Genomic DNA, 24,277 nt, shown 5'->3' on the forward strand with positions numbered 1-24,277 from the left:
CATTCATGTTAATATTGTAAGCGTTTTCTTCCTTGTAACATCATTTAGTAGGTTATAAAAATTAATCAAGGGGTGATAGGAATGAATAAGAAAGAAGCAAGAAGGATAGCGAAAGAGGGAATAGCATTAGAATTAGCAGAAAGAGAAAAGAAATATAACCGAGCTAAACTATGGCAACTAATCTGCTTTCCTGCAGGTGGCTTCTCACAGGGCGTCTTTATGGGGTTGATGATGCTCGTTTCCTACTATGCAGCTGGTATTGTAGGTTTAGGGACAGTAGTTGCTTCATTCGTTATAACAGGAACGCGGGTATTTGATAGCATTACTGATCCACTGGTAGGATTGGTTCTTGATAAGACAAAAGGGAAGTATGGTAAAGTAAGGCCGTTTTTACTTGCTGGATTTGTACTTATGTCTATATCAACGTTACTAATGTTTTTTACAGCTCATCTTGCTCCTGAAGGGATAAAACTTGTTTACTTTATTGTTTTGTACTTAATCTATATTGTTGGCTATACATGTACAGGAGTTGCCAATCTTTCAGGGCAAGCAGTTCTTACAAATGATCCTCAACAGCGTCCCATTTTAGGTGGCTTTCAAACGACTTATACAACTATTTATTTTGCTTTCTTTGGGTGTATCTATCGCTTTATTTAGTACCAAAACATCAAGGCTTTAACAATGCTTCTTTGTTCCATGAATTTGTTATTACAACAGTTTTACTTGCAGGTATACTTGTTACACTTGGTATTATCGCTGTTTGATCGAAGGACCGTGCTGAGAATTTTGGTACTGGTGAAGGAAACCGAACGAAGTTTAAGGATATGTGGAAGGTTTTGAAAGGTAATCGTCCGTTACAATTATTTGTTTTAGCAGCAGCATCAGATAAACTTGCTTTGCAAACGCAATCTAATCAGATTATTCCCGTATTGTTATATGCGATTATTATTGGTAATTATGCTATGCATGGTCAAATGGCAATGCCTAGTCTAGTAATTAATTTGATTATAATATTTTTTGGTATTAGATATGCAATGAAGTTTGGTACGAGAAAAGGATATATATCTGCAGTGTGGGGATGTATTATTACGTATTCGTTATTGTTTTTCCTACTATGGTTAGGAGATCCATCACAGATCGGTTTTGATAATTTAGGGTTTATGACCATTGCTTTTGTTATCTTAATATTAGCAGGGCCAGCCTTTATATTACTTTCTTCTGGATTAACATTCCCAATGATCCCATATATTGTAGATTATGAAACAAATAGAACAGGGCGTTTTGTGCCAGGAGTGATATCAGCTACCTATACATTTATTGATAAGTTGGTTTCTTCATTGTCACAAACAATTGTTGGTTTAGTTTTAGCTGCTATTGGGTTCAGGGTAGCATTCCCTGATGTGGATACACCTTATTCAGACAGTCTATTTTGGGCGGCGATGTTCTTAAATATTGGGATTGTAATTATTGGTTGGGTTATTTCATTACTTGTCATGAAGTTCTATCCATTAACGAAAGACAAGATGGTAGAGATTCAAGCAGAATTAACAAAAAAACGTGAGGGTAATAAAGTAAGTTAATGATGATTTCGGTGGAAATGGCTTACTACTTTTCTATGAAGCCCATTATTATTTTGAAGGCGTATGGAAATAACGATTTATAAACCATTAAGGGAGTTACTAAGGGAAATGAATATTACGGGAAAGTTGTTTATAGGATTTATTTCTATACTTATCTCATTATCCATCGTTACAGGCGTAACATTTTCAGCTTTTTCATATTTTAATCAATTTATATCGACTAACGATGATACAATCGAAAAAGTAGAGCTGCTAAACAGCATGGAAAAAGAGATGTATAGAGGATATTTGAGATTTACACATTATTTAAATGATCGTGCAATCGGATCGATAGAATATACACAAAATCAAAATGATTTATTTTTTGATCACACAGAAGCATTGTTATCTATTGATGGTAATAGTAAGGGGATAGAAAAATTAATTGGGTTAACCGAACAATTGCAAAACCAAGTTCAAGAAATCATAAATAGTAAAGAATTAGAAGGTATGGATTCCTATACTACTTTGTTGAATCAAAATGAGATTGTATTGAGTCAAATCTCGGAAGTGTATGATGAAGTACGTATGAATTATCAAAATGAAATAAAAGATGCTAACGGTGCATTATTATACATGAGTCAATTTAGTAATAAAGTTATCTTAACCATCAGTATAGTAGCTATTATTTTAGGTTTAACAATAGCAATATATCTTAGCAAAATGATTTCTAGACCGTTAAAGATCATGGCAACTTTCTCTAATCAAATTAGTCAAGGAAACCTGTCAGTAGATAAAGTAAAAGTGAAAAGTCAAGACGAAGTAGGACAATTAGCTCATGCTTTTAATAAAATGGTAGAAAATACGAGGAATTTAATAACTAATGTTCGAAGTAATTCTGAACAAGTTGCTGCTTCTTCAGAAGAATTAATGGTAAGTTCAACTGAAACTAGTACATCTGCTAATCAAATAGTAAATGCAATTCAAGAAGTTGCTAGTGGTTCAGAAAATCAGGTGAAAGCAATTGAAGAAAGCACAGATGCAATAAATGATTTAGAAAAAGGGGTAAAAAAAGTTACTAATACTATTTATTGTATAAAAGATTCTACTTCTCATACAACTAAGCAAGCGAATGATGGACATCGATTATTATCTAAAGTTATTTTACAAATGGACTCAATTTATCACTCAACTAATAATACGATCGAACTGGTCAATGTATTAGATGATAATTCTAAAAGAATCAGTTATATTATGGATTCTATAGCTGATATTTCTGATAAAACAAGTCTATTGGCTTTAAATGCTACCATTGAATCCTCTAGGGCTGGGGAGCACGGTAAGGGGTTTGCTGTTGTGGCAAATGAAATTAGGAAATTAGCAGAGCAATCTAGAAGTTCTGCAAATGATATTTCAAAATTAGTGACAAGTATTCAGAAAGATATCGCAATGGTAGTAGAAATAACTAATAATAGTTCAGAACAAGTTAAAGAAGGGTATCATTTAGTTGAGCATACAGAGAGAAGTTTTACAAATATTTTGAATGCTGTGACTCAAGTTGCTCAGGAAACGGAAGTTCTTTTTTTACTGTCTGATACGATGTCTACAAATATGGAAGTCGTTAATTTATCAATGAAGGAGGTAGCGTCGATTTCTAATAAAACAATGACGAGTACAGAAGAAATAGCAGCTTCATCTGAGGAACAATTAGCTATTACGAATGAAGTCGATTCTTTAGCGACAGATTTAGCAAGTATTGCTAATGAATTGAAAGAACAAATAAATAGGTTTAGAACTTAAAGTTTAAATGAACGTTTGTTAAGTGAATCTTCTCACTAGGTTTGTAAATTAGATCAATGAAGAAGGCGCTGTTCAAAAGGTATCAGTCGGAAAGGGAATGGGCGATACCCTTGATTTTTACAAAGAAATTAAGATTACGCCAATGCAGTACGGTCAATCGTTACCGGTGCTTGCGCTTGAGGAGTATTTGTGAGAGTTTGAATAGAGTGATTTAAAGGCTCATAGAGAGTGAGCCTTTTTCTATACTTGATTTTCCACTGATTCTAGAAGGCTTATTTCAATAAATTTCAGTTCAAGTGGGTCAAATATAGTATAGTAAAGTATGCTTATAATGAAAGAATAGTCGATATGAGGTTGTGAAAACGTACAATTCAACGATTTCTGGAAAACGCTTGTGTTTCAAGAAATAGACGTCTGAACTCCTATTGCAGATAGAGGATCTTATCATTTAAAAGATGTATCACAAACCGTACTGTAATGGATATGTATTAAAAAACCATTCTCTCGCGGACATACATTTAATAAAATGACTCACTTATTGATGAAATAGAAACCTTGATACACTAGGTTATATGCCTTTATGTAAGCCAATCCACTGATACTGACATGCTGGAAAAAAATCGTTCTCTCACGGACACGAATCTCACTCAAATCATCCATATCTCTAATAACGAAAATTATAAATGTCCTGAACCGACATTACTAATAATCGGTAGGGAATTATAGTATCTATGTGTTTCCGAATGGGGAAACGTTCGTTCATTTGAAAATGAATAATTTTACAGAATTAATTTGAAGGAGTGTCTACAAAGGTGATAAAAACAAATAAATGGTTACAACAATTCTTATAAAAAATTGAGCAGAAATCTGAACAACAAAAAAACAAAAAGGTTTCCTGTATGTAGCCTGCCAGCGTATTTACTTTGATTATTTGTTTGAATACCCCTTGAATACCCTTTACGATAAATCTCTTAAAATCCCACGAAACACTAAAAGGGAAAAACGTTGATTTAAAGAGGTTTATATAATTTCACATAATGGTATTTCCGCCCGTCTCTGAAAGAGCGTAAGAAATACGGTCTTAAAGCAGCACGTCGTGCACCTCAGTTCTCAAAACGTTAATATCCTTGTTATATCAACGTTCAGCCCTCTTTGCTCTTATGGAGCAGGGAGGGTTTTTTCGTTGTTTAGGGAAAAACGACCCACTTTTGCCTCACTTTTAGGACCATTGAGTTTTTTCCATCATAAAGGTAAGGAAGTTTTGAGATGTTCGTTCTAGTAACGGTAGGATCATAGGTATTTATTGATATTCAAGATATATACCTTTTTATGGAATAAAGAAAAAAGTAGTTTATGCGCTGGCGGGCGTATAAGGAGGAAGTTTAAGGGATTATATAATTAAATCAAGATTTTAAAGGATAAGATAAGCTACGTAAAGAGTTGTTACTTAATGAACAGTTCTCTATATCTCCTACTTTATAATTCGCGAACTTGATACAGCATTCAGGAATCTTGTTTTAAGTAAGTATGACACAGAATGCATTGAAAGAATTGAGTGAAGTATACGGAATTGAATATCTCCGGCTGGTGGAACTATTTTCTATTTTGTGGTACCATTAGCGATAAATTTGTTATTAAACTACTTTTGAGGAAGTGGGAAACACAATGGGAAAGTTTGTTGTTTTATTTGGTGCGATCATTATGCTTATATCGGTGATAATAGGTCTTTTTTGGGATATAGGTTACAGTGAAGGAAGTTACCTATATTTATTTCATCTGACTTTTTCATTAGTCTATTTAATCTATGCCATTTATTGCATTGTGAAAGATAAGAAGGCCAATAAGAATTCAGGTGGTGATTTCGAATAGTAAATCTGCTATTTTGGTAGTGTATTTGATAACTTAATATTGAGCCACTTTTAAGGGGGCGATCACATAAAAAATGAGCCACACCATTTCCAATTTTACTAACCTCTCTTATGATTGAAAGTGACCAAACGATCAATTAGAAGAGAGGGAAAAAGGATGATTGAAGGCTCAATTCTATCGTATCAAATTTTTATATGAGAAAGAAGGAATGTCTCAAAGGCAAATCGCAAAAAAACTTGGTAATACAAGGAATACAGTCAGTAAGTATTTTAAAACAGATGAAGCACCGACCATGATAAAACGGCAGAATACCTCCATCGTGCTTCTTATTTGAATCGATGTTTCGGTTTCTGAGTGTTGTTAATTTTGCTTAGGTCGTGTACTTTTGGAGAAATTGTGGTAAGATGGTACTAACAAAGCATATACTAAAAAGTGACCACAGTTCCCGCTGTGGCCACTAGATATCCATTCTCTTAATAGGGGATTCGTGTTATCTGTTCTATGAAGAAAAAATAGCCCTCGCCCATGCGAACAGGGGGGCTATTTTTTTACGTTCAAAATAGCAATAACAACGGCAATCAGCGCTATCATCATAGTCGAGAAAGAAATCATGAGTGTTAGAGCCTGAAATGTCGTCATGGCCTCACCCCCTTTCGGGGACAACACCAACCACCCTATCCGTTTTTTAAAAACGCTAAATCGAATGAATATCTATCATCTATTATACCATAAATATCCACAGTACACCTTTGTTTTCATAAAGAAAACCCTGTAATATCAAGGTGTTTTACGGTTTTTATATCGATGTTCTGGGCGGTTAATGTGTGGGAACCAAGTATTTGGATAACTACCTTTATTGGTGCAATTTCCTTCAACAAAGAAAAAAGTGCACCGTGAAGCGTTACACTAAGAGGGCACCAAAAAAGTTAAAAATCAAACCTTTTCAGTGGCCAAGTAAACCAAATGCTTTTAAGTGCTTGCTAAAAATCCAATTTAATTACGGTCCAATACTTACATAAAGTGAATTAACAGCTACTCCTAGAAAGAAGCGTTTGTACTCGTATTGATCTCCTTTAAACTCCTCTCTTTTCATAGAATGATTACCCTTTTTTCTGATTCTCAAGCCCTGATCAAAATGACCTGTTTCACACGAATATAAGAAAGAGTGTTAAATAGTTCCTTCTCCTACGTTACACTAGAATTTGTCAAAAGAAACGTAAAGAATAGAGTTTGATAACCTCGTAAGGAGGATGGAGCACGATGAGACGTCTTTGTTTAGCTATGTGTATGGTAGTGAGTGTGATGAGTTTAGGAGGTTGTTTATCGATGTTTGGTGAAATTTCAGAAGAAGAACATGCAGAACGTACGTTGATGAGCGTCAATGAATATACAGGAGAAGAATACAGACTTCGCGGTGGTCAAGCAACGAATGACTTAGCACAGGAATTGTTCCCCGACATCGAGGAAGCGGTACAAGCCTTTTTTCGAGAGGAATACAAAACCGATGTGATCGTTCACAACGCAGTAGGCGCATCAGGAGGGGCGACGGTGTTTGTTGAATCGGTTGGCGAACCCCATTTTCATACGTTTGCGATTATCCCGATTGATACAGAAAACAAACGAGTTCGTGCAGAGGACGTTTGGACAGAGGAAGGGCAAGTCGAGCAAAGCCTTTTCGGTGGGCTGTTGGCGATGATCATGGAGGATGAATTTAAAGCATTAGAAGAATATTTAGTCGGATTAACGAAGGAATATCCGGTAGTAGGATTTCGACAAGAGGCGGTAAATAATGTCATAGCATCGGGTTATACGACCCCATACTTTTTTATTCAACCTTTGTCGATGGATGAATTAGAAGGAATCAACCAGTTGTATCTCGATAATCCAGATATCAGGAAAGAAGAATTGAGAGAGCATTTTGATGTGGAGAGTTATGAAGCGAATGATTTATCGATTACCGTTGAATTGTTTATGAGTGAACCAAAGATGGACCCGGATGAGGAGATTTTTAATATGGTTGTCCACGATTTAGAAACAATGGAAGGAATCCCACGTGGGGCCTATGCTTTTCTATTGCGAGATAATAATGTAATTAAACGAACTGGTACGGGGAATGATCGGAATTATCTTAGACGCAATACTCCAAATAAAATTATTCGAGATTAAAGTTTAGAGGTGAAGAAGTTGACCAAAGTGACAAAGGATCGAACAACAGATGCTGAACTAGTTCAAATGGGTGGATTGCATGCCTATTTGGAATATAGGGAGAACTCACGTTTTACAATTGAAGAAAAAGAATTCGAAGTCATCCACACCGAATACGACCACCCCACCGGCCTCGATGCCCTAACCGTTCAAAACCTCGAAACCGGCGAATACACCGTCGTATTCGTCGGCACGGACGTCGAAAGCAAGTACGGCATGCAGGATGTGAAGACGAATGTGCAGCTTTTGACGGGGCCAACGCCTGCACAGCTTGAGGCGGGAGTGGCGTATGTGGAGTCGGTTCAGGAAGAGCTAGGGATTGAAGTCGAATCGCTTGCGGGGAATTCGCTTGGTGGCGGTTTGGCGAATGCGGCGGCTGTTGCCTTTCCTCATATGCGGGCTGTGACGTTGAATCCGGCGCCTCTTCCGGCAGGGTTGCTTGATCCTGATACAGAGTATGAGAATATGACCAATTATTTGACGGAGAATGATATTCTGACGACGGCGCTTCGAGCGGGGAGGATTGCTCATCAAGTTCCTGGAAAGCATGTTGAGATTTATCAAGGGGTTCCGGGCTTAGCACAGCTTGTCCCGAATCATACAGGGTATATAAAGGACGGCAATCGCCATGTGCCAACGTTAACGATTGGCGAGTACGGACAGCCAGGGTACGGTCATATTTATATGGATGCTGATCGACACATTGTGACGAGCATCTGGACGGGGCAGCCATTATATGGGCAACGCTCGGAGCGAATTCAGATTGATTACGAACAGTTGTCTCTATTAGGTGAAGGACTAGAGCCTGCTGTGATTGACCGGTTGACGTTAGCTCAAACGTATCTGACTCATGCAATGGATATTGTTGAGCATCAGAGAACGCAAAAGCATAGGCGGGTGAATGAATTGCGTGAGGCCTTTCTCGACATGTTTGAGCAGCTTGCGGATCGTCAATTGCTTTTCAATATCCATTTACCTCACAATGAATTAAAAAAGATCATTCAGCGTTTACATACCTTACTTGATCAAGCAGAAGCACAATGTGCGTCCCTTGATATCCTTTTAAATTCCCCACCGATGGAGTTAGTCGAATCCCTTTTTAACACGAGCGTTGATGTGGCTAGTTTGTTCGCTCCTGTTCGAAATTACTTATATGAATTAGAAGAGAAAGTCGACGAATTGTCTTCTTATGTCAATGAACTGATCATGGACAAAGTAGAGGACTTATTAAAAGGAGGCCAGAAGGTCTTTTTGGATGTGGTTGTCGATGAGTTAGCGGCTCACCACGAATTGGTCGGTCGGAATCAGGAGCAAGTCTTAACGCAAGTGAAGGAGTTTCGAAGTCAAGTATCGCAAACGGCTTCAGAATTTGAATATGTCGACCATCAAATAACAGACGCGGTTCGCCAGGGGGGACAGTAGGGCTATCGGGTCCTGTTCAGAGCACGAACATCGTGACATTGGAGGAGTCGCCTTACATGCTTTATTTTATGAAGTTCAAAGAATTGCATCGTAATATGGCAATTGAAGGGTTTAGGTTGAGTACATATCCAATTGTTGTCACGCTAGTTGGGGCGATTGACGTCGTTTTAGGAAGCATCAAGTTAGGAGCAGAGGCGATTCAGCTTGCGATTAGAGAAGATTCTCGGTTAGGGAGAAAAGTTCAATTAGCTGATACCGCTTTACGAACCTTTTTCAATTATAGGAGCCAGGTTATTGCTGCAGTGAACCGGGCGAGAGAGCAGCTAGATGATTTCATCGATACGGTGCAAGGGCTTCGAAATGGGCTATCTATGTTACAGGACAATTACCCAACACTCGTCAATAAGCTACGTCCCTATGTGGATTCGGCGTTATTCCGTCAAGAAGATTACCAGAATGTCTATTTCTATAACCATGCCGCACGGTCGCTCATACGAGAGTCAGAGATGGTCTTTGACGATGTGTACTATCATTTCCAAACGAATCGAGCGAAGTCGATTAGGATGCTGAGAGAGGTATCAAATAATGTCGTTGGAAATCTACAAGTGCTGGATGAACAAGTGAAACGTTGTTCAACAGGCTAAAACTAACAATCTAACAATGATGAAGGTGAATGTGAGATGGGTCAACGTTCATCTTTTTTTGTCGTTGGTGTGCTACTGATCTATAAGGAATGCGACAAAATCGGGTCATTAGAGATCGACGAGCGCTTATTTCCCTTTCCACGTTACCTCTTTGCTAGGAGCTAGTAACTAACGGTTTGGTTTTGATAACAGTTAATCCTTATCAAAGGATAATTCCTGGCCATTGATGTAAAAGGGCTTGTTCGTATCAATGCCAGCTAACTCTAATCTGTATTTTATGCAGTGCGACAGGAATATATGGGGCTTGCTCGTTTGCGTAACGGATGAGACTGCCGAATGCATTCACTGCTTGATCTAAAGTCTGATATGAATCAGTGCCACCTAAGTTATTTATCGCACTTTGAAACGAATGCTCTATTTCTCTTAGACCGCTAAATCTTCTTACGACAATTTAGAAAGTTCAGGGACTACATCGGGGTTTTGTACATGAAGCATCTTTCGAATTATTCTATTCTTTTCTTCGATATAAGTATGTCCAAGGGAGGTCTTAGAAGTTGATAGAATAGTCTTTATCCCAACGGTTAAGAATTTATCAATACCCGTATCGGTCTTTAAAGTAATTTTTGATCCAGGCGTTAGAATTAAGGCATTATCCGTCTGAGGGTTGTTTGTTATTTGCTTTTGTAATTCAACTTCGGTTAAAAAAGGTAGATTTTATAAGCGTTGTTATTGTTATGACTTCCTTAATTAATTCTTCCTGAGAAATTTCAAAACCCGTGTTGATCCAATTGGTTAACAGACCATAAAAGCCATATGCGGTGTAGCGTTTAAATGCAGCAAAAGCTGGTGTCGTGAACGTGACTCGTTCCCTTGCTTTAGAATTTGCAGAACGTAATATTCGTATCAATGCATGATGTCCAGGATTTATTGAAACACCCATTTTAGGTGATACAGATAGAGAATTCCTAACAAATGCAACACCAATGAAACGTCTAGGTAAACCAGAAGAAATGGCAAAAGCGGTATTATTCATGGCCAGCGATGACACTACTTTCATGACTGATCATTCCCTAGTCGTTGATGGTGGATACACGGCACAATAATAGTAGAATGTGAATGTAACCAAATGGGTAGCTTTCTCCTAAGTTGTGATGAAATCGATAAAGTTGGGCAGTTTAATGTTAACGAGGTGTCCTGCAATGTTGTTCACTTAATAAGAAGAAGAGAAGGTGACTGTCATGGAAAGGTTTGAAGGAAAAGTTGTACTAATTACTGGAGCAGGATCTGGCCTAGGTCGTGCTGTTGCATTACAGGTAGCAAAAGAAGGAGCGAAGCTATCTTTAGTTGATTTAAATGAAAAAGGATTAGAAGAAACAAAAAGCGAGGTTCAAAAAGTAGCTCCAAATGCCGACGTGTTTTTAGTAACGGCTAATGTCGCTAACGAAGATGACGTTAGAAATTATGTGGATAAAACAGTAGAAGCATTTGGAACAATTGATGGTTTCTTTAATAATGCTGGAATTGAAGGGAAACAAAACGTGACTGAAGATTTCGGTTCTGAGGAGTTTCGTAAAGTTGTGGATGTCAACCTAAATGGTGTATTTTATGGTATGACATATGTTCTTAAAGTGATGAAAGAAAAAGGTAGCGGCCATATCGTAAATACGGCTTCTGTTGGTGGTATTCGTGGAGTTGGTAACCAATCAGGCTATGCGGCTAGTAAGCATGGAGTCGTTGGTTTAACACGTAATTCAGCAATTGAGTACGGTCAATTTGGTATTACGATTAATGCGATTGCACCAGGAGCCATTATGACACCAATGGTTGAAGGATCATTAAAACAAATTGGTGGTGAAGATGGATGGGAAGAAGTAGGGAAAGCGTTTGTTGAGCCTAACCCAATGAAACGTTTTGGCAAACCAGAGGAAGTAGGCTACCTTACTGCCTTCCTTCTATCTGATCAAGCAGGATTTGTCAATGCAGCGGTTGTGCCAATTGATGGTGGACAATCTTATAAGTATTAAGATATGGCTGCCCCTTTTATTTGCAATTCGGTTATCCAAAAAGGTATATCAAAACAATATCGATTACTAAAAGAAGCAAGGGGAGGGTCTCTTGCTTCTTTTACTGCATAATCAGACTTATAAAATTCGAGGAAGGAAATGTGGGGAAAGAATAGAGGGTATTGGCAAACTCAAAGAAGAGCCACGGCTTCGCGCGTTACACGTTTTTCTGAAAGAACTCCAATTTCAGAAAAACTGAAAGCCTCTGTAACGGCTTCACACGTTGCTTACAGAAAAGATGCTGTCGTGTTTTTCTTACATAATCAGAATTTATAAGCGTTTAGAGTTGCAGAAGCGGGGGGCGTAGGTCGCGTGCTCTTCGGTTCCTCATCCCGCTATTTCGGTTTTTTGGTCTCATTTAGCTTTAATAGCGGAATGAGGATTCCCTTTGTTCTTTGTGAGATCCTTTTTTCTCTCTGATGGAATGCGATAAACAGCTATTGACTTTTTATATAATAAACAGAAGTTACTGGGGATTAGACTCTCTAATCAGTAGAGTTCAATAAGTTGTATGTGTTACGAGAACCTGATGAGGGTTAATCAATTTCAGGACATTCCTGCTGTTGAATTCGACGTATTATTTTAAGTGGAATAATGGTATAATAATTTCAGCGAAAGGAGTTAATATGATGCCAAATATTAAACCTGTTTCAGATTTAAGAAATTATAATGAAGTTTTAAAGGACATCGCGGTAGGTGAGCCGGTTTTTTTAACGAAAAATGGACGAGGTAAATATGCGATTATTGATATTGAAGAATATGAGAAGAACCTAGCTACGATTAAACTGCTTTCAAAGCTTATGGAAGCTGAAAAAGCAATAAAAACTGGAGATGAATGGCTAACTGAAGAACAAGTTAAGAATGATCTTGGAGTTTAATCTTTATGTATAAGTTGAGAATAAACCCTGTTGCTAAACAAGACTTGTATGATATTAAGGAATATATGATTAAAGAATTTGATAATCCGACGGCTGCTGTAAATATAGTTTCAACTATCATTGAGAGTTACAAAAAACTAAAAGTTTATCCAATGTTAGGTCTAGAGTTATCATCAAAAATTCATATTGAAACAGATTACCGGTTTTTAGTCAGTGGTAACTACATTGTTTTTTATAAATTTGATGATGTTTATGTTTCGATCTATCGAATTTTAGATTCGAGAAGAGATTATGTAAAGTTATTATTTAACGAAGAAATGAATTCAAATAAGGAATAGTGAAACCTTTAAAATCGTTGAGAAATATGTGGATGAACGAACGTTATTCGTAAAACAAAGCAAGATACAGTAGAAGGCATTGGAAAAGGCTATATCACCTTTCCAATGCCTTCAATGTAAGAATGACACATATGTCTACATCCCTCGATACTCAAACCAATCAAAATCAGCGACATTTTCACTTGCTGCTCCTTGGCTGCTCGCATACATACCGATATACGCTCCGACAAATCCTCCTGCAACATCAGTACTGAGGATGCGGCCATCGACATATTCCTTCAGTGTCTGCCATTGCTCGAACTTTGTAGCATAATAAAAATGATAATCCTGTTCGATAGCCTCTACTTTTAAATAGAGCTTTTCGCTTTCTGGTAGCTTCGCTTGTGCGACAACCTCCTCAGCTCCTGCCTCGCGTTTGATGAGCTGAAGCCTTCTATCTCCGTTGATGGAAGAGAGCTCGACTCGATATTGATAGTTGTGATTTTGCAAGAGGACGATTCCTGCTACCTCCTGTTCGTGGTGCGGCTCAAACTCTAACGCACAGCGAGCGGCGAAGGATAGGTGCTCTTGGCGTCTCCCGATAAAGCTTGGGTTGACCTCTTCATTAATCATTTCAGGCTTTAGCTTTAAGCGTAGGTAGCCGGGTCGCTCAGCTAATGACCAGAAGTCACCGCGAGGCGTACGGATGAAGTTCCAGCGTTGATCTAATTCGGCTGCTTCAAAATGGTCACAAGCAGGTGCTGTTGGCCAGCGGTGTTCACGGAGTGAGGGGCGTTTTGTCTCGATTTCGATGATTCCTTTTCCTGGATTGACGAGTGGCCAATCCTCCTCCCATGTGAACGGAACGAGAAACGTTTCTCGTCCGAGGTTGCGGTAATAGCCCCCATAAGGCCTTGAAGCGAGGGCAACCATCCATCCTTCACCGTCCTGAGTTTCGACGATATCGGCATGACCGACATTGACGATAGGATAGTCTCTTCCTAAATGACGATGTGTCAATATTGGATTGAGCTTGCAGTTTTCATAAGGACCGGTAAGAGACTTGCTTCGGGCGACCGTGACGGAGTGAGTGTGGCCAGTGCCACCCTCTGCGATCAGTAAGTAATAATAGCCATTTCGCTTATAAAGGTGGGGTGATTCTTGCGCGTGGATTTGCTTAAGAGCGCCATCCCATAAGCTATAGCGTTCCCCCACTAAAGTCCCTTTCTCTAAGTCAACCTCCTGTAGCCAAATTTCCATATGCTTTGGATAGTGTTGACCAGAAGGTGGCTTGCGGTTTGCTGTACAGTAGCATGTGCCATCCTCATCAAAGAAAAACGATGAATCAATTCCTGGTGCGCCTTCTAGCCAAATCGGATCGGACCAGTCTCCTTCTGCGTCTTCGGTTGTCACGTAGAAGTTGCGACGAGCCCCTGTTTGACTTTCAACGAACGTTGTAATCATATAGAACGTTCCTTCGTGATAACGAATCGTTGGTGCATAGATTCCTTTTGAATAAGGTGTGCCATCAAGGTTTAATTGTGAAGGCCGATCGAGCACGTGGCCGATTTGTCGCCAATTCACGAGATCCTTACTATGAAAGATCGGTACACCGGGGAAGTATTCAAAGGTAGAGGTGACAAGGTAATAATCATCATTGACACGACAAATCGATGGGTCTGGGTAGAAGCCAGGGATAATTGGATTTTGAAACGTTTTCATGATTTTCCTCCCTTTCATTCCTTTGTTTCTATTAGTTTAGTATAATAAAAGCAAAAAATGTTTGTGTTTCTTGCTTAATTATGGCTCATTTTTAGTGATGTTTGCTCAATTTTGAGAGGGTGGCGAAAATGAAAGATGAACAAAAATATTATATTGAAGGCTCTCATTTTTCGATTCAATATATGTACCAAACGGGGTATTCCAGAATGACACGTCCTCATTCTCATTCCTCATATGAGCTATTTTATATTTATCATGGGAGCAAATACTTTTTTATTAACGATACGGTATACTTAGGGCAAAAAGGAGATTTAATCTTCATTCAGCCGAATGATATTCATCGGACAAGCAGTTCAAATGATCTGGAATGTGAGCGGATGCTAATGAACGTTTCAGATGAATTTATAGAGCTGGAATTAAGCCGATTCCAAGCTTCGTTTGCCCAGTTTTCTCGTTCCTTGTTTCGGTTTCAAGTAGACGAGCAACCGCTGATTGAAGAGGTGATCGAGAAGATGTACCGAGAAAGCCGCGAGCGACGAATCGGTTATGAGGCATGTGTTCGTTCCGCATTGACCGAGCTATTTGTTCAAATGAAACGAGTAGAAGTCGAAGAAATCAACCGACACATCCATTCTGATCACCCTTTACAACAAAAGGTAACTGAGGTTGCTAGCTATATAAGGAAGCATTATGATCAGGCACTTACGTTAGATGAAGTAGCTAAAGCCGTTTATATTAGTCCGGCCTATTTAAGTCGTAGCTTTAAACGGTTAACCGGCTTTACGTTCAAGGACTATGTACAAGCTGTGCGTATACGCGAGGCGAAGCGTCTATTGCGAGAAACGTCAACGCCAATAGGGCGAATTGCTGAGCTTGTTGGCTTTTCTTATACGGCTAATTTTAATGTGACGTTTAAGAAAGTAACGGGAGTCAGACCGTTATCCTATCGCAAGCAAAAGCGAAAATAAGTGAGGAGGGGAATACGTGTATAAGGTGTTTATCGTTGAAGATGATCAATCATTACAGTCTCTTATGAAGGAAGCGCTTGAACAGCATGGATATGAGGCTTTTTTGCAAACAGATTTTAAAACCGTTACGGAGGACTTTATTCAAATACAACCAGACCTCGTTTTGTTAGATATTCATTTGCCTTATTATGATGGCTATTTTTTATGTCATAGTCTTCGAAAGCATTCGAATGTGCCAATTATCATGATTTCAGCCAAAAGTGCTGAGGTTGATCAGGTTATGGCGATTGAATATGGAGCTGACGATTATATCACAAAGCCTTTTACGTTTGACATATTGTTATCAAAGGTGAAAGCAACGATTCGGCGAGTATACGGTGAGTATGCAAAACGGGATACAAGTGTGTTCTCGATCGTTGACTTGTCTATCGATAGTCAAAAGCTGACGATGAGCTTTAAGCAGCAAGGAGTAGAGCTAAGTAAAAATGAGTATAAGCTTATGAAGAAATTCATGGAGAACAACGGAACGTTCTTACCAAGAGAGCAATTAATTGAAGAAGTTTGGGATAACGTATTTCATTCCGTAGAAAACACCCTTAAGATTAATATCGACCACTTTTTCAAATAGGTCATCAGGGTATTCAGCTAACTTCGTAACAGACCCTTCTATTCCAGCGTTATTGAAAAACATATCAATCGTTCCGAAGGCTTTTACTGTTTCATCGACATATTGTTTTACTTCATCCCGTGAGCCTACATCTGCTTGAACGAAGATGGCTTCTGCTCCGAGCTCTTGAATAAGAGATACGGTTTCTTCTCCGCCTTCTTTTGAAATATCAACAACTGTTAGGGGTGCCGTTTAATAGTATTTCCTTTCCAATTAAAGATGAGAACGGCAAGGTGATTGCAGCAGTTAATGCTGCTGTAAGCACGAAAAACCAAGATGTATTTAATGAAATTATTTTAAGTATGGATAAGGTGGCTGATTCGTTACTAGGAAAAGTACAACACATTGCTGCACATTCTGAAGAGCTATCAGCAACGACTGAACAAATTAATGAAAATACAAAGAGTACAGTAGAGCATTCATCGAAAATTACGGAAGTGGCTGGTACGATTAAAGGGATTAGTGATCAAACCAATTTACTCGGTTTAAATGCAGCAATCGAGGCTGCTCGGGTAGGTAAAGAAGGTGCTGGTTTTGGCGTAGTTGCAAATGAAGTGAGAAAATTAGCGATTGACTCAAAGAACGCAACTTTAAGCATAGAGGATACATTAACAGCTATTAAGTCTTCGATTGAACAGATGCAGGAGGATTTTCATGAAATTGCGACAAGCTCTCAAGAAGAAGCGAAGCTCGTAACCGAATTTATGGCGGAAATTGAGAACTTAACGGAGACATCAAAGAAACTAAAGACATATATGGAGTTAAACGTCCTATAACAAGGATGAAAATGTATCTAAAGTAAGAGAAAACCTTTGATTTTTATACTTATAATTGGTACAATTGAAACATAAAATAAATAATTGTTCACGATAATAGCAAACTTATTGAAAAATAAGGACGCAAAGCCGCGGGCCTAAAGTAGGATTATACTAAGGTAGCCGGGTTGCCGAAGGGACTGATATGAGAGTGGATATCTATGTTCTTGGGTATCCGCTTTTTTTATGTGAATAATACATGTCCTAATGATAAATGTTTGTTGTATCTAAGATAGAACGGCATTAGGTAGTCCGACCGTGGTAAAAAACAGAAGGCCAAAATAGGAAGGGGAACGAACATGTATAAAGTTGAACCGAATTTGAAGAGGTTATTGAATTTAACTGATTGGTCTATTGAACAGCTCATTACCCGTTATAACGACTTATTGGCAGACTTGAAATTTGCTCGAAATGCGTTTGAATTTGAGAAAACATCTGATATTAAGACAGAGATGGTATACATAAAAGAAGAAATGAATAATCGGAAAAAGGCTCAAATGGAGGAAGAAGCAAAGAAGCATCGAGAAGAGCTGGAGCTACTGATTTATAATAAGAAGTGAATAACAATGATGAAGAAAATGTTCCTAAAAGGTGAAACGACTTTTGGGAGCTTATTTTTTTTGGATAGACCTAGAGCTTTTATTATGTAATTAAACCCAAAACCGACAACGATTGCTCAGCATGTGTCATGGATCAACTCCTCATACTAAGGAAAACAAAACAAGAGGAGAGGATTTTGTGACAACGGTTGTAACAACATTAGCGGATAAACGAAGGGAAAAACAGTGGAAATTCGAGCGGAGTGTATTAAAGAGCTTATCATTAAAGGAGCTGAAAAAGGATGTACAGCTTCATTTTGAGTCTGTTTTTCCTGCTTATGTGCTTTCCCATCCATTTTTAGTTGATCCTTGTATGGATATGGCGATTGATGCTTACTTGTTAGGAGCGGACTACGCGAAATTTGGTTATTATGGCGAGAGTGAAATGGATGTCAAAAAGCGTTGTGATGAGGAGTTAACGGAGATTACCCATATGGTGTTCTATATGATGCAAGGTTGGCTGACTGATACAGAATATGTGTTGGATTCGCTAAAGGTAGCCACCGATGCCTTTGTTCATAATTGGTGGATCAAAGGCTTTCGTGAAGGAGAGAAGCGCTATCGGATGAGGTTGCATTAGATAAGAGGGTAGAAGTATGTAATGAAGGAGGGAGTGAGTAAGTGCTGTATATGGTTCCTCATTCCTTTTATTTTTCCTTTACTTCACTTATTTATGTCGTTACGGTTCCTGATTCCTCTATTTCAGCTTTTATTGCTCTTTTGGCCTTATATAGCTCAAATAGAGGAATGGGGATTCCTTTTTTCTTCTCAGGGAGCGGGGTTTGCCCGATTTAGAGGAATGAGGATTCCCTTTGTTCTTTGCGCGCTCTCCTATTGTCTCTCAATGGAAAGTGGAGACGATAGGAGGAGGCGGGGCCGTGCGTATACGGTTCGTTGCTGTTGTCTTCGCACGACGGAATTAAGATAAGACTGCTGAGCAGCTTTTCTTAAAAATCACTTCATATTCTTTTACTTGTCCTAATATACATAAGTAGACGGGGACGAGGGGGGAATACGGTGACGATAAGAAAATGGTTAAAAGGTGTCATGTTTGCCATCGGTGTTGTGTGTTTATTAAGTGTGATTCAATATCAATTTGTTAGTAACGATTCATGGGGAACGTGGAACCTCCCTTTGTCTGGGAAGGTTATTATTATAGATCCAGGACATGGAGGGATTGATGGTGGAGCGGTTTCGAAGGCCGGAGTGTTAGAGAAGGATGTGACATTGGCCATTAGTGAGCAATTACGTGACTACTTACAAGAAGCTGGAGCCCTTGTTTTGATGACGCGTGAAGAAGATCGAGATCTTGCTGATGCTGATACGCAGAAGATCCGCCATCGCAAAATACAAGATTTAAAAAGACGTGTAGAAGTGATTAATGAATCAGATGCAGATTTATTCGTTAGTATTCATTTAAATGCGATCCCTTCACCTAAATGGAGCGGAGCACAAGTCTTTTATAATCGCGCGATTCCTGAAAATGAACCTATGGCTAAGTTTGTCCAAGATGAGCTTCGGGTTAATTTGGAAAATACGACTCGACAAGCTAAGCCAATCCATAACGTATATGTTATTAAAGAAGCAACCATTCCAGGTGTATTAATTGAAGCGGGTTTTCTTTCTAACCCATTTGAATCGGAACAGCTGAATACGGAGGAATACCAACAGAAAATTGCAGCGTCTATCTATCAAGGGTTATTACGTATGTATACGAATGAGAAGCCCCCGTTGTGATTTTATGGTCACTTCAATATTGCGAACCGTAAAGAATGAAGCCCTTTTCCTGCTTGTGCTATACTGTATATATTATTAAAAAAGGGATGGTGTCATACTTGGCTTTTACGGAATTAGAGATTAAAGGTTGGCTTAAAGGAGTAATAGATCGTGATTTAAATAAAAGTATTGTCGACACGAATGGGATTCGTGAAATTAAAATAAACGGTGACCACGTTAGCTTAAAGGTAGCTCTTGCTAAAACAGGGACAGCTGAACAAATGGACATTCAACAAGAAATTGTCCAATTGTTAAAAGGTGAGGGCGTGGATTCAGTAGGTCTTCGATTTGAGGAATTGAAGGAAGAAGAAATTCAAGCGCTTGGGGGACTTCCACAACCCGGTGAAGCAAAGAGCTTATTAGATGAAGGCAACAACACAACATTTATTGCTGTGACGAGTGGTAAAGGTGGTGTTGGTAAATCAACGGTATCGGTGAACCTAGCTGTATCGCTTGCCCGTCTCGGAAAAAAAGTAGGGATTATTGATGCTGATATTTATGGCTTTAGCGTTCCTGATATGATGGGGATTGAAGAGCGTCCACAGGTGATCAATGAGCGAATTCATCCTGTTGATCGATTTGGTGTTAAGGTGATTTCAATGGGCTTTTTTGTAGAAGGGAATGCTCCTGTCATTTGGCGTGGGCCTATGCTTGGCAAAATGCTTAATCAGTTTTTCTCCGAGGTCGAATGGGGGGAGCTCGATTATCTAATCCTTGATTTACCTCCTGGTACAGGTGATGTGGCACTTGATATTCATACGATGCTCCCGCATTCAAAAGAGATCATTGTTTCAACACCGCACGCAACAGCAGCGTTTGTTGCTGCAAGGGCAGGTGCTATGGCTATCAAAACCCACCATGAAATCCTCGGGGTCGTAGAAAATATGGCCTATTTTGAAAGTAAGTTAACAGGGGAGAAGGAATATGTATTTGGACAAGGTGGCGGCGATCGACTAGTCGAGGAGTTGAAAACCGACATGCTAGGGCGTATTCCGTTAGGGCAGCCGGACCTAAGAGAGGATGTCTTTGCTCCTTCGGTGTATGAGGAGACTCATCCAATCGGAGAGATTTATATGGATATTTCGAAAAAAGTGATCGAGAAAACGTTATAGAGGGTGTTTAAAAAAAGGTGGATTGTCCTCTTGTTGAATGAAGCAATTGTAGTCGCTATATCTTATAAAAGTCTTGTGGTGAGTGCTTTTCTCGCAACAAGACGCGTAGCGAACAGAGTCATTTCCCCTCGGAACGCCAATAAAAAGACTAAAGGGAATCCTCTTGCCGCTAAATGATTGAAACAGTGGTGAGAAGAAAGTAAGGTAACCCTCATTCCACTATTCGACTAAAACGAGTCCAAAATGAGTCTAAATAGTCGAAATAGCGGAATGAGGAACCGCCTGTAGCAAGTGATCTTATCCAAAAGACCTTGTAACGTATGAAGCCATTAAGCAAAGACCGCAGCAGAGGCCAATGAAAAAGGGCAAATCGACTTTTCAGTACCTTTGTTTAGGCAAACGGCTCACTCGTTGCTCGCATGATAGGAGAAACCCATTCAACAGACAACGGTTTCGCACATTGCTTAGAGGACACTAAAAAAGTTAAAAATCAAACTTTTTCAGTGCTCTCCCATTGCGTGGTTTTCCTTAAAGCATTAACTAGATTGTTCTTGTTGTCCCTCTTGTCCCTGCTCGTCCTGCTTTTCAACAAGCTTATCGAGCTGTTCCTCTGCTATTCCCATTAATATTTCATTAATCCTTGCTACGAAATAGGGACTTTCAAAAGCATCTGAAATAATGGTCATCACTTGTTGTCTATATTCTTTTGATTTCATTAATTCGAGTAATGCTTGCTCCATTTCAGGGTCTTGAAGGACATCAATTAGCATGGATTGATACTCGGGGTCCTTCATTAATACCTTAATCATTTCTTCATTTTCTGTTTGCATCGTTTCTGAATAGATTTTGGCAAATTCAGGGTCTTTCACTGCCTCAGTCCAAAATGTTCTTCCTTCTTCAGACGTCAGTGTTTGTTGGATCGTGTCTCGAACAAATGTATCTTCTAACACAAGCTCTTTTCGAACTTCCTCATCGGCTAGAAGCTCTTGGATGGCCTGTTTCCCTTCATCAGTTTTAAGCATATCGACCATCATTTTTTTCATGCTTTCGTAATCAGGAGGTTGGTTGCCGTTCTCAGCTGCTGCACAGCTAGTAAGAAACGTGAAAAGGAGACATATTAATAAGATGAAGGTACGAAACGTCATAGCTGTCTAGCTCCTTTCTGTCATTTTGTCATTAATTTGAGATATTTTCACTGAAATTATTCATGAACGCGTGAGAACAGCTAGCATTTTATGAATGAGGTTTGATACAATCATGACAGCATAACTGAATTTGGAGGATTAGCTAGTGAATAGTCGTAAAGTCGTCTTTCTTTTTTTTACTACATTGCTTATTGGAAGTGTTAGTGGTGCCATTGTTGGTTTAATTTTAGATTATGACATGTATGTAGAAGGCTCTTTCTTGAATCTAGTCTTTGGGGTTGTTTGGCTTTTAGGAATAAGTGCAGCCTTTACGTTGATTAGCCAGATGGGTTTTTTCGCTTACTTGACGGTCCACCGTTTCGGACTTGGTTTGTTTAAGTCACATAAACTATGGAATGCCGTTCAGCTTATTTTAGTTGCGTTTGTTATTTTTGACCTTATTTACTTTAGGTATATTGCATTTGTTGAAGAGGGACAAACGATATTTGGGTACATGGTGATGCCGATTTTATTATTAGCATATGGGTTAGTAGTCGCTTACTTAAAGGCGAGGGATACGCATGAAGGAGCATTTGTGCCTGCGTTGTTCTTTATGGTAGTCGTGACAACGATTGAATGGGTGCCTGCACTCACTGTAAATGATCCTAAGTGGCTCTGGTTATACTTAACTCCTCTTCTTTTTGCTAATACGTATCAATTGTTGATTTTACACAGGCTTACGAAACAGCCAGTTAAATAACAGGATAAGGGGTGCTTCTAGGGCTAATAATAACCATTGGAAGCACCCTTTTGTAACGTCTTTAGCACGATGGAATTTATAAGTGGTCCCCCTATTCTAGACTTTCCGATGGACTGCAGACGGTTGGACTGAGACGGGGTGCATTAGTCCACGTGCTGTATACAGTTCTTTATTTCTCTGATTTGGCTTTCTCTTTCTTTTCGAACTCCTTCTGAAAATGGCTCCGTTCGTTACGCGCCTTTGTGCTCAGAAAACCACTGATCATAAGATTTTTAAAAGATGTAGCGGCTATGTTCATTGCTTCATTCAACAAGGGAAAGCCAGTCCTTCTTGAACAACCTTCCTTAATGTATTTCTTCTGTTTGAGTTTCTGTGTTAGCCATTAATTCCTCTACAGTTTTAAAAGAAAATCCTGCATCTTGCAATTGATCAATAATGATTGGTAATGCCTGATGGGTTTGTTTAACAGAATCAGAAGCATGAAATAAAATCACATCTCCAGGCTCCGTGTTTGGCACTACAGATTGGATAATAGCTTCTACCCCAGGATTTTGATAGTCATTTGAATTGACGCTCCAATGAATGGTGCTATAACCAGCTCGATCTGATATGGATAGTACCTCTTTATTGAAGCTCCCATTTGGTGGTCGTAGCAACGTAGGCCTCTCGCCCGTTAATTCTTCTAGTACTTGTGTGCTTTTATTTAAATCATTCCTTACTTTGTCCTGCTCCCATGTAACATAGTCTTTGTAACGATAGCCGTGACTTCCGATGCTGTGTCCACGCTTGTGGATCTCTTCAATTAACTCAGGGTATCGTTCAGCCCAAGATGCAGAGACGAAGAAGTTGGCCTGTTCAATCCCCTTTTCATCTAAAATTTCAAGAATAGGGAGTAACTGCTCCTCTCCCCAGCTAATGTTAAACGTAAGGGCGATTTGCTTCTTATCAATCTCGGCTTTGTAAAAAGCTTGTGGCCCATCCGTTGTTGAAAAAACACTGATTTGATTTCGTTCGACAAACACTAAACTCGCGGTGAAAAAGGCTACAAGTATGATTAGCATTAGTTGCTTTATTTTTTTTGCGCTTACGATCCAATAGAAATTCAATGGTTTAGTCCTCCTCGTCGTTGTTCGTTACCATCAATCTATTTCAAAACTGGACAAGATATGAATAAAAATCATCAGAAACGAAAAGAATTTAAGGAGGTTATTTTTTAAATGGATAAGGAAGCATGAAATTTGCAGAAATAGTTTTTGGAAAAAATAACGAGAGAAGGGAAAGTATCTATGCCGTCGGTACACGTTTCGTTCCAGGCAAGTTTAAATGATTGTATCGACTGCGCATGATGTTTCCAAGATAGATGCTCATAGAGTTGTATTCAAAAATAATAAAGTGATGATTTATTTCCAATAGTCGAGGTGGTCGCGTGTTAGGGTTCATGTTTAATGAGCAGGAAGTACAAGAAGTGGAGTATATGTTAAGAAGGGAAATGGAGGAAATCTTATTAGATTTATCTGATCCTCGTATTGATGACGTCGTGAAGGTAGCGATGGAAGAGAAATATCAGGTTATATTCAATATGTATAAACGTTTTGTTCCTGCAAATGAAACGTTAAAGTATCTATTGAAAAGAAACCGAAGAAATATGCAATAATTTTTGAAAAATATATTGACTCGATGATGCAAACATGTTAAATTATTAATCCACCCGGTAGCAGTCATATTGTTTATGAAATTTAATTTGACAACGATGATTCACCGTGGTATATTATTTTAGTCGCTTAAGAGCGATGTCAAGCAAGCTCTTTGAAAACTGAACAAAAGCCAAGCGAAAAAGAGACAATTGTTGCGTGAGCAACAAGGAATCTCGTCAATGTTTTATGAAATATATGAGCTAATTCAACTCAACTTTTATGGAGAGTTTGATCCTGGCTCAGGACGAACGCTGGCGGCGTGCCTAATACATGCAAGTCGAGC

26 protein-coding genes, 1 rRNA gene, 4 pseudogenes and 1 riboswitch are annotated in these 24,277 nt (G+C 38.9%); of the genes and pseudogenes, 24 read left to right on the plus strand and 7 right to left on the minus strand.

The features are described from left to right. Positions 1-81: 81 nt before the first annotated feature. The 6 genes and pseudogenes from MW695_RS18735 (at position 82) to MW695_RS18760 (ending at position 5,562) form a co-directional block, all read left to right on the plus strand. Positions 82-657, plus strand: coding sequence for an MFS transporter (locus tag MW695_RS18735; protein WP_247107026.1), 576 nt, complete (start codon positions 82-84; stop codon positions 655-657). Between the two features lie 146 nt (positions 658-803). After that, positions 804-1,580 (plus strand): annotated as a pseudogene (locus MW695_RS18740) (MFS transporter); the annotation flags it as partial. Positions 1,581-1,643: 63 nt separating this feature from the next. After that, positions 1,644-3,359 carry a methyl-accepting chemotaxis protein gene (locus tag MW695_RS18745; protein WP_247107028.1) on the plus strand — a complete coding sequence of 572 codons (1,716 nt, stop codon included), beginning with the start codon at positions 1,644-1,646 and terminating at the stop codon, positions 3,357-3,359. 1,050 nt (positions 3,360-4,409) lie between these two features. Beyond that, a pseudogene (gene rpsI / locus MW695_RS18750) lies at positions 4,410-4,481 on the plus strand (30S ribosomal protein S9); the annotation flags it as partial. Positions 4,482-5,024: 543 nt separating this feature from the next. Beyond that, positions 5,025-5,228 carry a hypothetical protein gene (locus MW695_RS18755; protein ID WP_247107029.1) on the plus strand — a complete coding sequence of 68 codons (204 nt, stop codon included), beginning with the start codon at positions 5,025-5,027 and terminating at the stop codon, positions 5,226-5,228. Between the two features lie 160 nt (positions 5,229-5,388). Next, positions 5,389-5,562, plus strand: a complete 174-nt coding sequence (locus tag MW695_RS18760; protein WP_260505930.1) for a helix-turn-helix domain-containing protein — start codon at positions 5,389-5,391, stop codon at positions 5,560-5,562. A gap of 206 nt (positions 5,563-5,768) precedes the next feature. Here MW695_RS18760 and MW695_RS18765 read toward each other — a convergent pair whose 3' ends face one another. Then, positions 5,769-5,867, minus strand: a complete 99-nt coding sequence (locus MW695_RS18765) for a putative holin-like toxin (RefSeq protein WP_247107031.1) — start codon at positions 5,865-5,867, stop codon at positions 5,769-5,771. 358 nt (positions 5,868-6,225) lie between these two features. Continuing rightward, positions 6,226-6,351 (minus strand): hypothetical protein, encoded by a 126-nt coding sequence (locus MW695_RS22765; protein ID WP_260505931.1) that lies wholly within the window; start codon positions 6,349-6,351, stop codon positions 6,226-6,228. A 137-nt stretch (positions 6,352-6,488) separates the two neighbouring features. On the opposite strand from MW695_RS22765, the gene MW695_RS18770 reads away from it, so the two are divergent. Genes MW695_RS18770 through MW695_RS18780 form a run of 3 tightly spaced genes read left to right on the plus strand, consistent with a single transcriptional unit; the run spans position 6,489 to position 9,499 of the window. Continuing rightward, positions 6,489-7,394 carry a DUF1672 family protein gene (locus tag MW695_RS18770; protein ID WP_247107032.1) on the plus strand — a complete coding sequence of 302 codons (906 nt, stop codon included), beginning with the start codon at positions 6,489-6,491 and terminating at the stop codon, positions 7,392-7,394. Between the two features lie 27 nt (positions 7,395-7,421). Then, positions 7,422-8,855, plus strand: coding sequence for an SA1320 family protein (locus tag MW695_RS18775; protein ID WP_483299874.1), 1,434 nt, complete (start codon positions 7,422-7,424; stop codon positions 8,853-8,855). A 56-nt stretch (positions 8,856-8,911) separates the two neighbouring features. Then, positions 8,912-9,499: a hypothetical protein gene (locus MW695_RS18780; protein WP_247107034.1), complete on the plus strand. Its 588-nt coding sequence runs from the start codon at positions 8,912-8,914 to the stop codon at positions 9,497-9,499. A gap of 688 nt (positions 9,500-10,187) precedes the next feature. On the opposite strand, the pseudogene MW695_RS18785 reads toward MW695_RS18780, so the two are convergent. Next, a pseudogene (locus tag MW695_RS18785) lies at positions 10,188-10,331 on the minus strand (TetR-like C-terminal domain-containing protein); the annotation flags it as partial. On the opposite strand from MW695_RS18785, the pseudogene MW695_RS18790 reads away from it, so the two are divergent. The 4 genes and pseudogenes from MW695_RS18790 to MW695_RS18805 all read left to right on the plus strand — a co-directional run. Then, positions 10,330-10,602 (plus strand): annotated as a pseudogene (locus MW695_RS18790) (SDR family NAD(P)-dependent oxidoreductase); the annotation flags it as partial. The pseudogenes MW695_RS18785 and MW695_RS18790 overlap by 2 nt on opposite strands. Before the next feature lie 135 nt (positions 10,603-10,737). Next, positions 10,738-11,523 carry an SDR family oxidoreductase gene (locus tag MW695_RS18795; RefSeq protein ID WP_247107035.1) on the plus strand — a complete coding sequence of 262 codons (786 nt, stop codon included), beginning with the start codon at positions 10,738-10,740 and terminating at the stop codon, positions 11,521-11,523. A gap of 668 nt (positions 11,524-12,191) precedes the next feature. Next, positions 12,192-12,440, plus strand: a complete 249-nt coding sequence (locus MW695_RS18800) for a type II toxin-antitoxin system prevent-host-death family antitoxin (RefSeq protein WP_035347531.1) — start codon at positions 12,192-12,194, stop codon at positions 12,438-12,440. Positions 12,441-12,445: 5 nt separating this feature from the next. Further along, positions 12,446-12,778 carry a type II toxin-antitoxin system RelE/ParE family toxin gene (locus MW695_RS18805; protein ID WP_035347529.1) on the plus strand — a complete coding sequence of 111 codons (333 nt, stop codon included), beginning with the start codon at positions 12,446-12,448 and terminating at the stop codon, positions 12,776-12,778. Between the two features lie 135 nt (positions 12,779-12,913). Here the strand turns inward: MW695_RS18805 and MW695_RS18810 are convergent, their stop codons facing one another. Beyond that, entirely contained in the window at positions 12,914-14,479 is a 1,566-nt protein-coding gene (locus MW695_RS18810; protein ID WP_247107052.1) for a glycoside hydrolase family 43 protein, read from the minus strand. A gap of 128 nt (positions 14,480-14,607) precedes the next feature. Here MW695_RS18810 and MW695_RS18815 point away from each other — a divergent pair, with 128 nt between their 5' ends. Beyond that, on the plus strand, positions 14,608-15,447 hold the full coding sequence (locus MW695_RS18815) for an AraC family transcriptional regulator (RefSeq protein ID WP_247107036.1): 840 nt from the start codon (positions 14,608-14,610) through the stop codon (positions 15,445-15,447). A gap of 16 nt (positions 15,448-15,463) precedes the next feature. After that, positions 15,464-16,075: a response regulator transcription factor gene (locus MW695_RS22985; RefSeq protein WP_247107037.1), complete on the plus strand. Its 612-nt coding sequence runs from the start codon at positions 15,464-15,466 to the stop codon at positions 16,073-16,075. Here MW695_RS22985 and MW695_RS18825 read toward each other — a convergent pair. After that, the gene (locus tag MW695_RS18825) at positions 15,995-16,282 is read right to left on the minus strand and encodes an SDR family NAD(P)-dependent oxidoreductase (protein ID WP_308446105.1); all 288 of its coding nucleotides are present in this window, start codon (positions 16,280-16,282) and stop codon (positions 15,995-15,997) included. The two genes, MW695_RS22985 and MW695_RS18825, sit on opposite strands and share 81 nt — an antisense overlap. On the opposite strand from MW695_RS18825, the gene MW695_RS18830 reads away from it, so the two are divergent. The 6 genes from MW695_RS18830 to MW695_RS18855 all read left to right on the plus strand — a co-directional run bounded on the left by MW695_RS18830 (position 16,276) and on the right by MW695_RS18855 (position 20,416). Beyond that, positions 16,276-16,890: a methyl-accepting chemotaxis protein gene (locus MW695_RS18830; RefSeq protein WP_274169714.1), complete on the plus strand. Its 615-nt coding sequence runs from the start codon at positions 16,276-16,278 to the stop codon at positions 16,888-16,890. The two genes, MW695_RS18825 and MW695_RS18830, sit on opposite strands and share 7 nt — an antisense overlap. Before the next feature lie 88 nt (positions 16,891-16,978). Then, positions 16,979-17,065: riboswitch (cyclic di-GMP riboswitch) on the plus strand. A gap of 163 nt (positions 17,066-17,228) precedes the next feature. Next, positions 17,229-17,489, plus strand: a complete 261-nt coding sequence (locus MW695_RS18835) for a hypothetical protein (RefSeq protein WP_247107038.1) — start codon at positions 17,229-17,231, stop codon at positions 17,487-17,489. Positions 17,490-17,667: 178 nt separating this feature from the next. Further along, on the plus strand, positions 17,668-18,108 hold the full coding sequence (locus MW695_RS18840; RefSeq protein WP_247107039.1) for a YbaK family protein: 441 nt from the start codon (positions 17,668-17,670) through the stop codon (positions 18,106-18,108). Positions 18,109-18,149: 41 nt separating this feature from the next. Then, positions 18,150-18,323 carry a hypothetical protein gene (locus tag MW695_RS18845; protein ID WP_247107040.1) on the plus strand — a complete coding sequence of 58 codons (174 nt, stop codon included), beginning with the start codon at positions 18,150-18,152 and terminating at the stop codon, positions 18,321-18,323. A gap of 228 nt (positions 18,324-18,551) precedes the next feature. Further along, positions 18,552-19,265, plus strand: coding sequence for an N-acetylmuramoyl-L-alanine amidase CwlD (gene cwlD, locus MW695_RS18850; RefSeq protein ID WP_247107054.1), 714 nt, complete (start codon positions 18,552-18,554; stop codon positions 19,263-19,265). A 98-nt stretch (positions 19,266-19,363) separates the two neighbouring features. Further along, complete coding sequence (locus tag MW695_RS18855) at positions 19,364-20,416, plus strand: Mrp/NBP35 family ATP-binding protein (RefSeq protein WP_252120818.1); 1,053 nt, start codon at positions 19,364-19,366, stop codon at positions 20,414-20,416. Between the two features lie 536 nt (positions 20,417-20,952). Here MW695_RS18855 and gerD read toward each other — a convergent pair. Then, complete coding sequence (gerD, locus tag MW695_RS18860; protein WP_247107041.1) at positions 20,953-21,561, minus strand: spore germination lipoprotein GerD; 609 nt, start codon at positions 21,559-21,561, stop codon at positions 20,953-20,955. Between the two features lie 145 nt (positions 21,562-21,706). Here gerD and MW695_RS18865 point away from each other — a divergent pair, with 145 nt between their 5' ends. Beyond that, entirely contained in the window at positions 21,707-22,300 is a 594-nt protein-coding gene (locus tag MW695_RS18865; protein WP_247107042.1) for a KinB-signaling pathway activation protein, read from the plus strand. Positions 22,301-22,644: 344 nt separating this feature from the next. Here MW695_RS18865 and pdaB read toward each other — a convergent pair whose 3' ends face one another. Continuing rightward, entirely contained in the window at positions 22,645-23,406 is a 762-nt protein-coding gene (gene pdaB / locus MW695_RS18870; RefSeq protein WP_247107043.1) for a polysaccharide deacetylase family sporulation protein PdaB, read from the minus strand. A gap of 320 nt (positions 23,407-23,726) precedes the next feature. Between pdaB and MW695_RS18875 the strand changes: the two genes are divergently transcribed. Beyond that, positions 23,727-23,954, plus strand: a complete 228-nt coding sequence (locus tag MW695_RS18875) for a hypothetical protein (protein WP_247107044.1) — start codon at positions 23,727-23,729, stop codon at positions 23,952-23,954. Positions 23,955-24,210: 256 nt separating this feature from the next. Continuing rightward, positions 24,211-24,277, plus strand: a 16S ribosomal RNA gene (locus MW695_RS18880); the annotation flags it as partial.

It is taken from the genome of Halalkalibacter sp. APA_J-10(15) (assembly GCF_023017105.1).
In the GTDB taxonomy this organism is placed as follows: Bacteria; Bacillota; Bacilli; order Bacillales; family Bacillaceae_D; genus Halalkalibacter.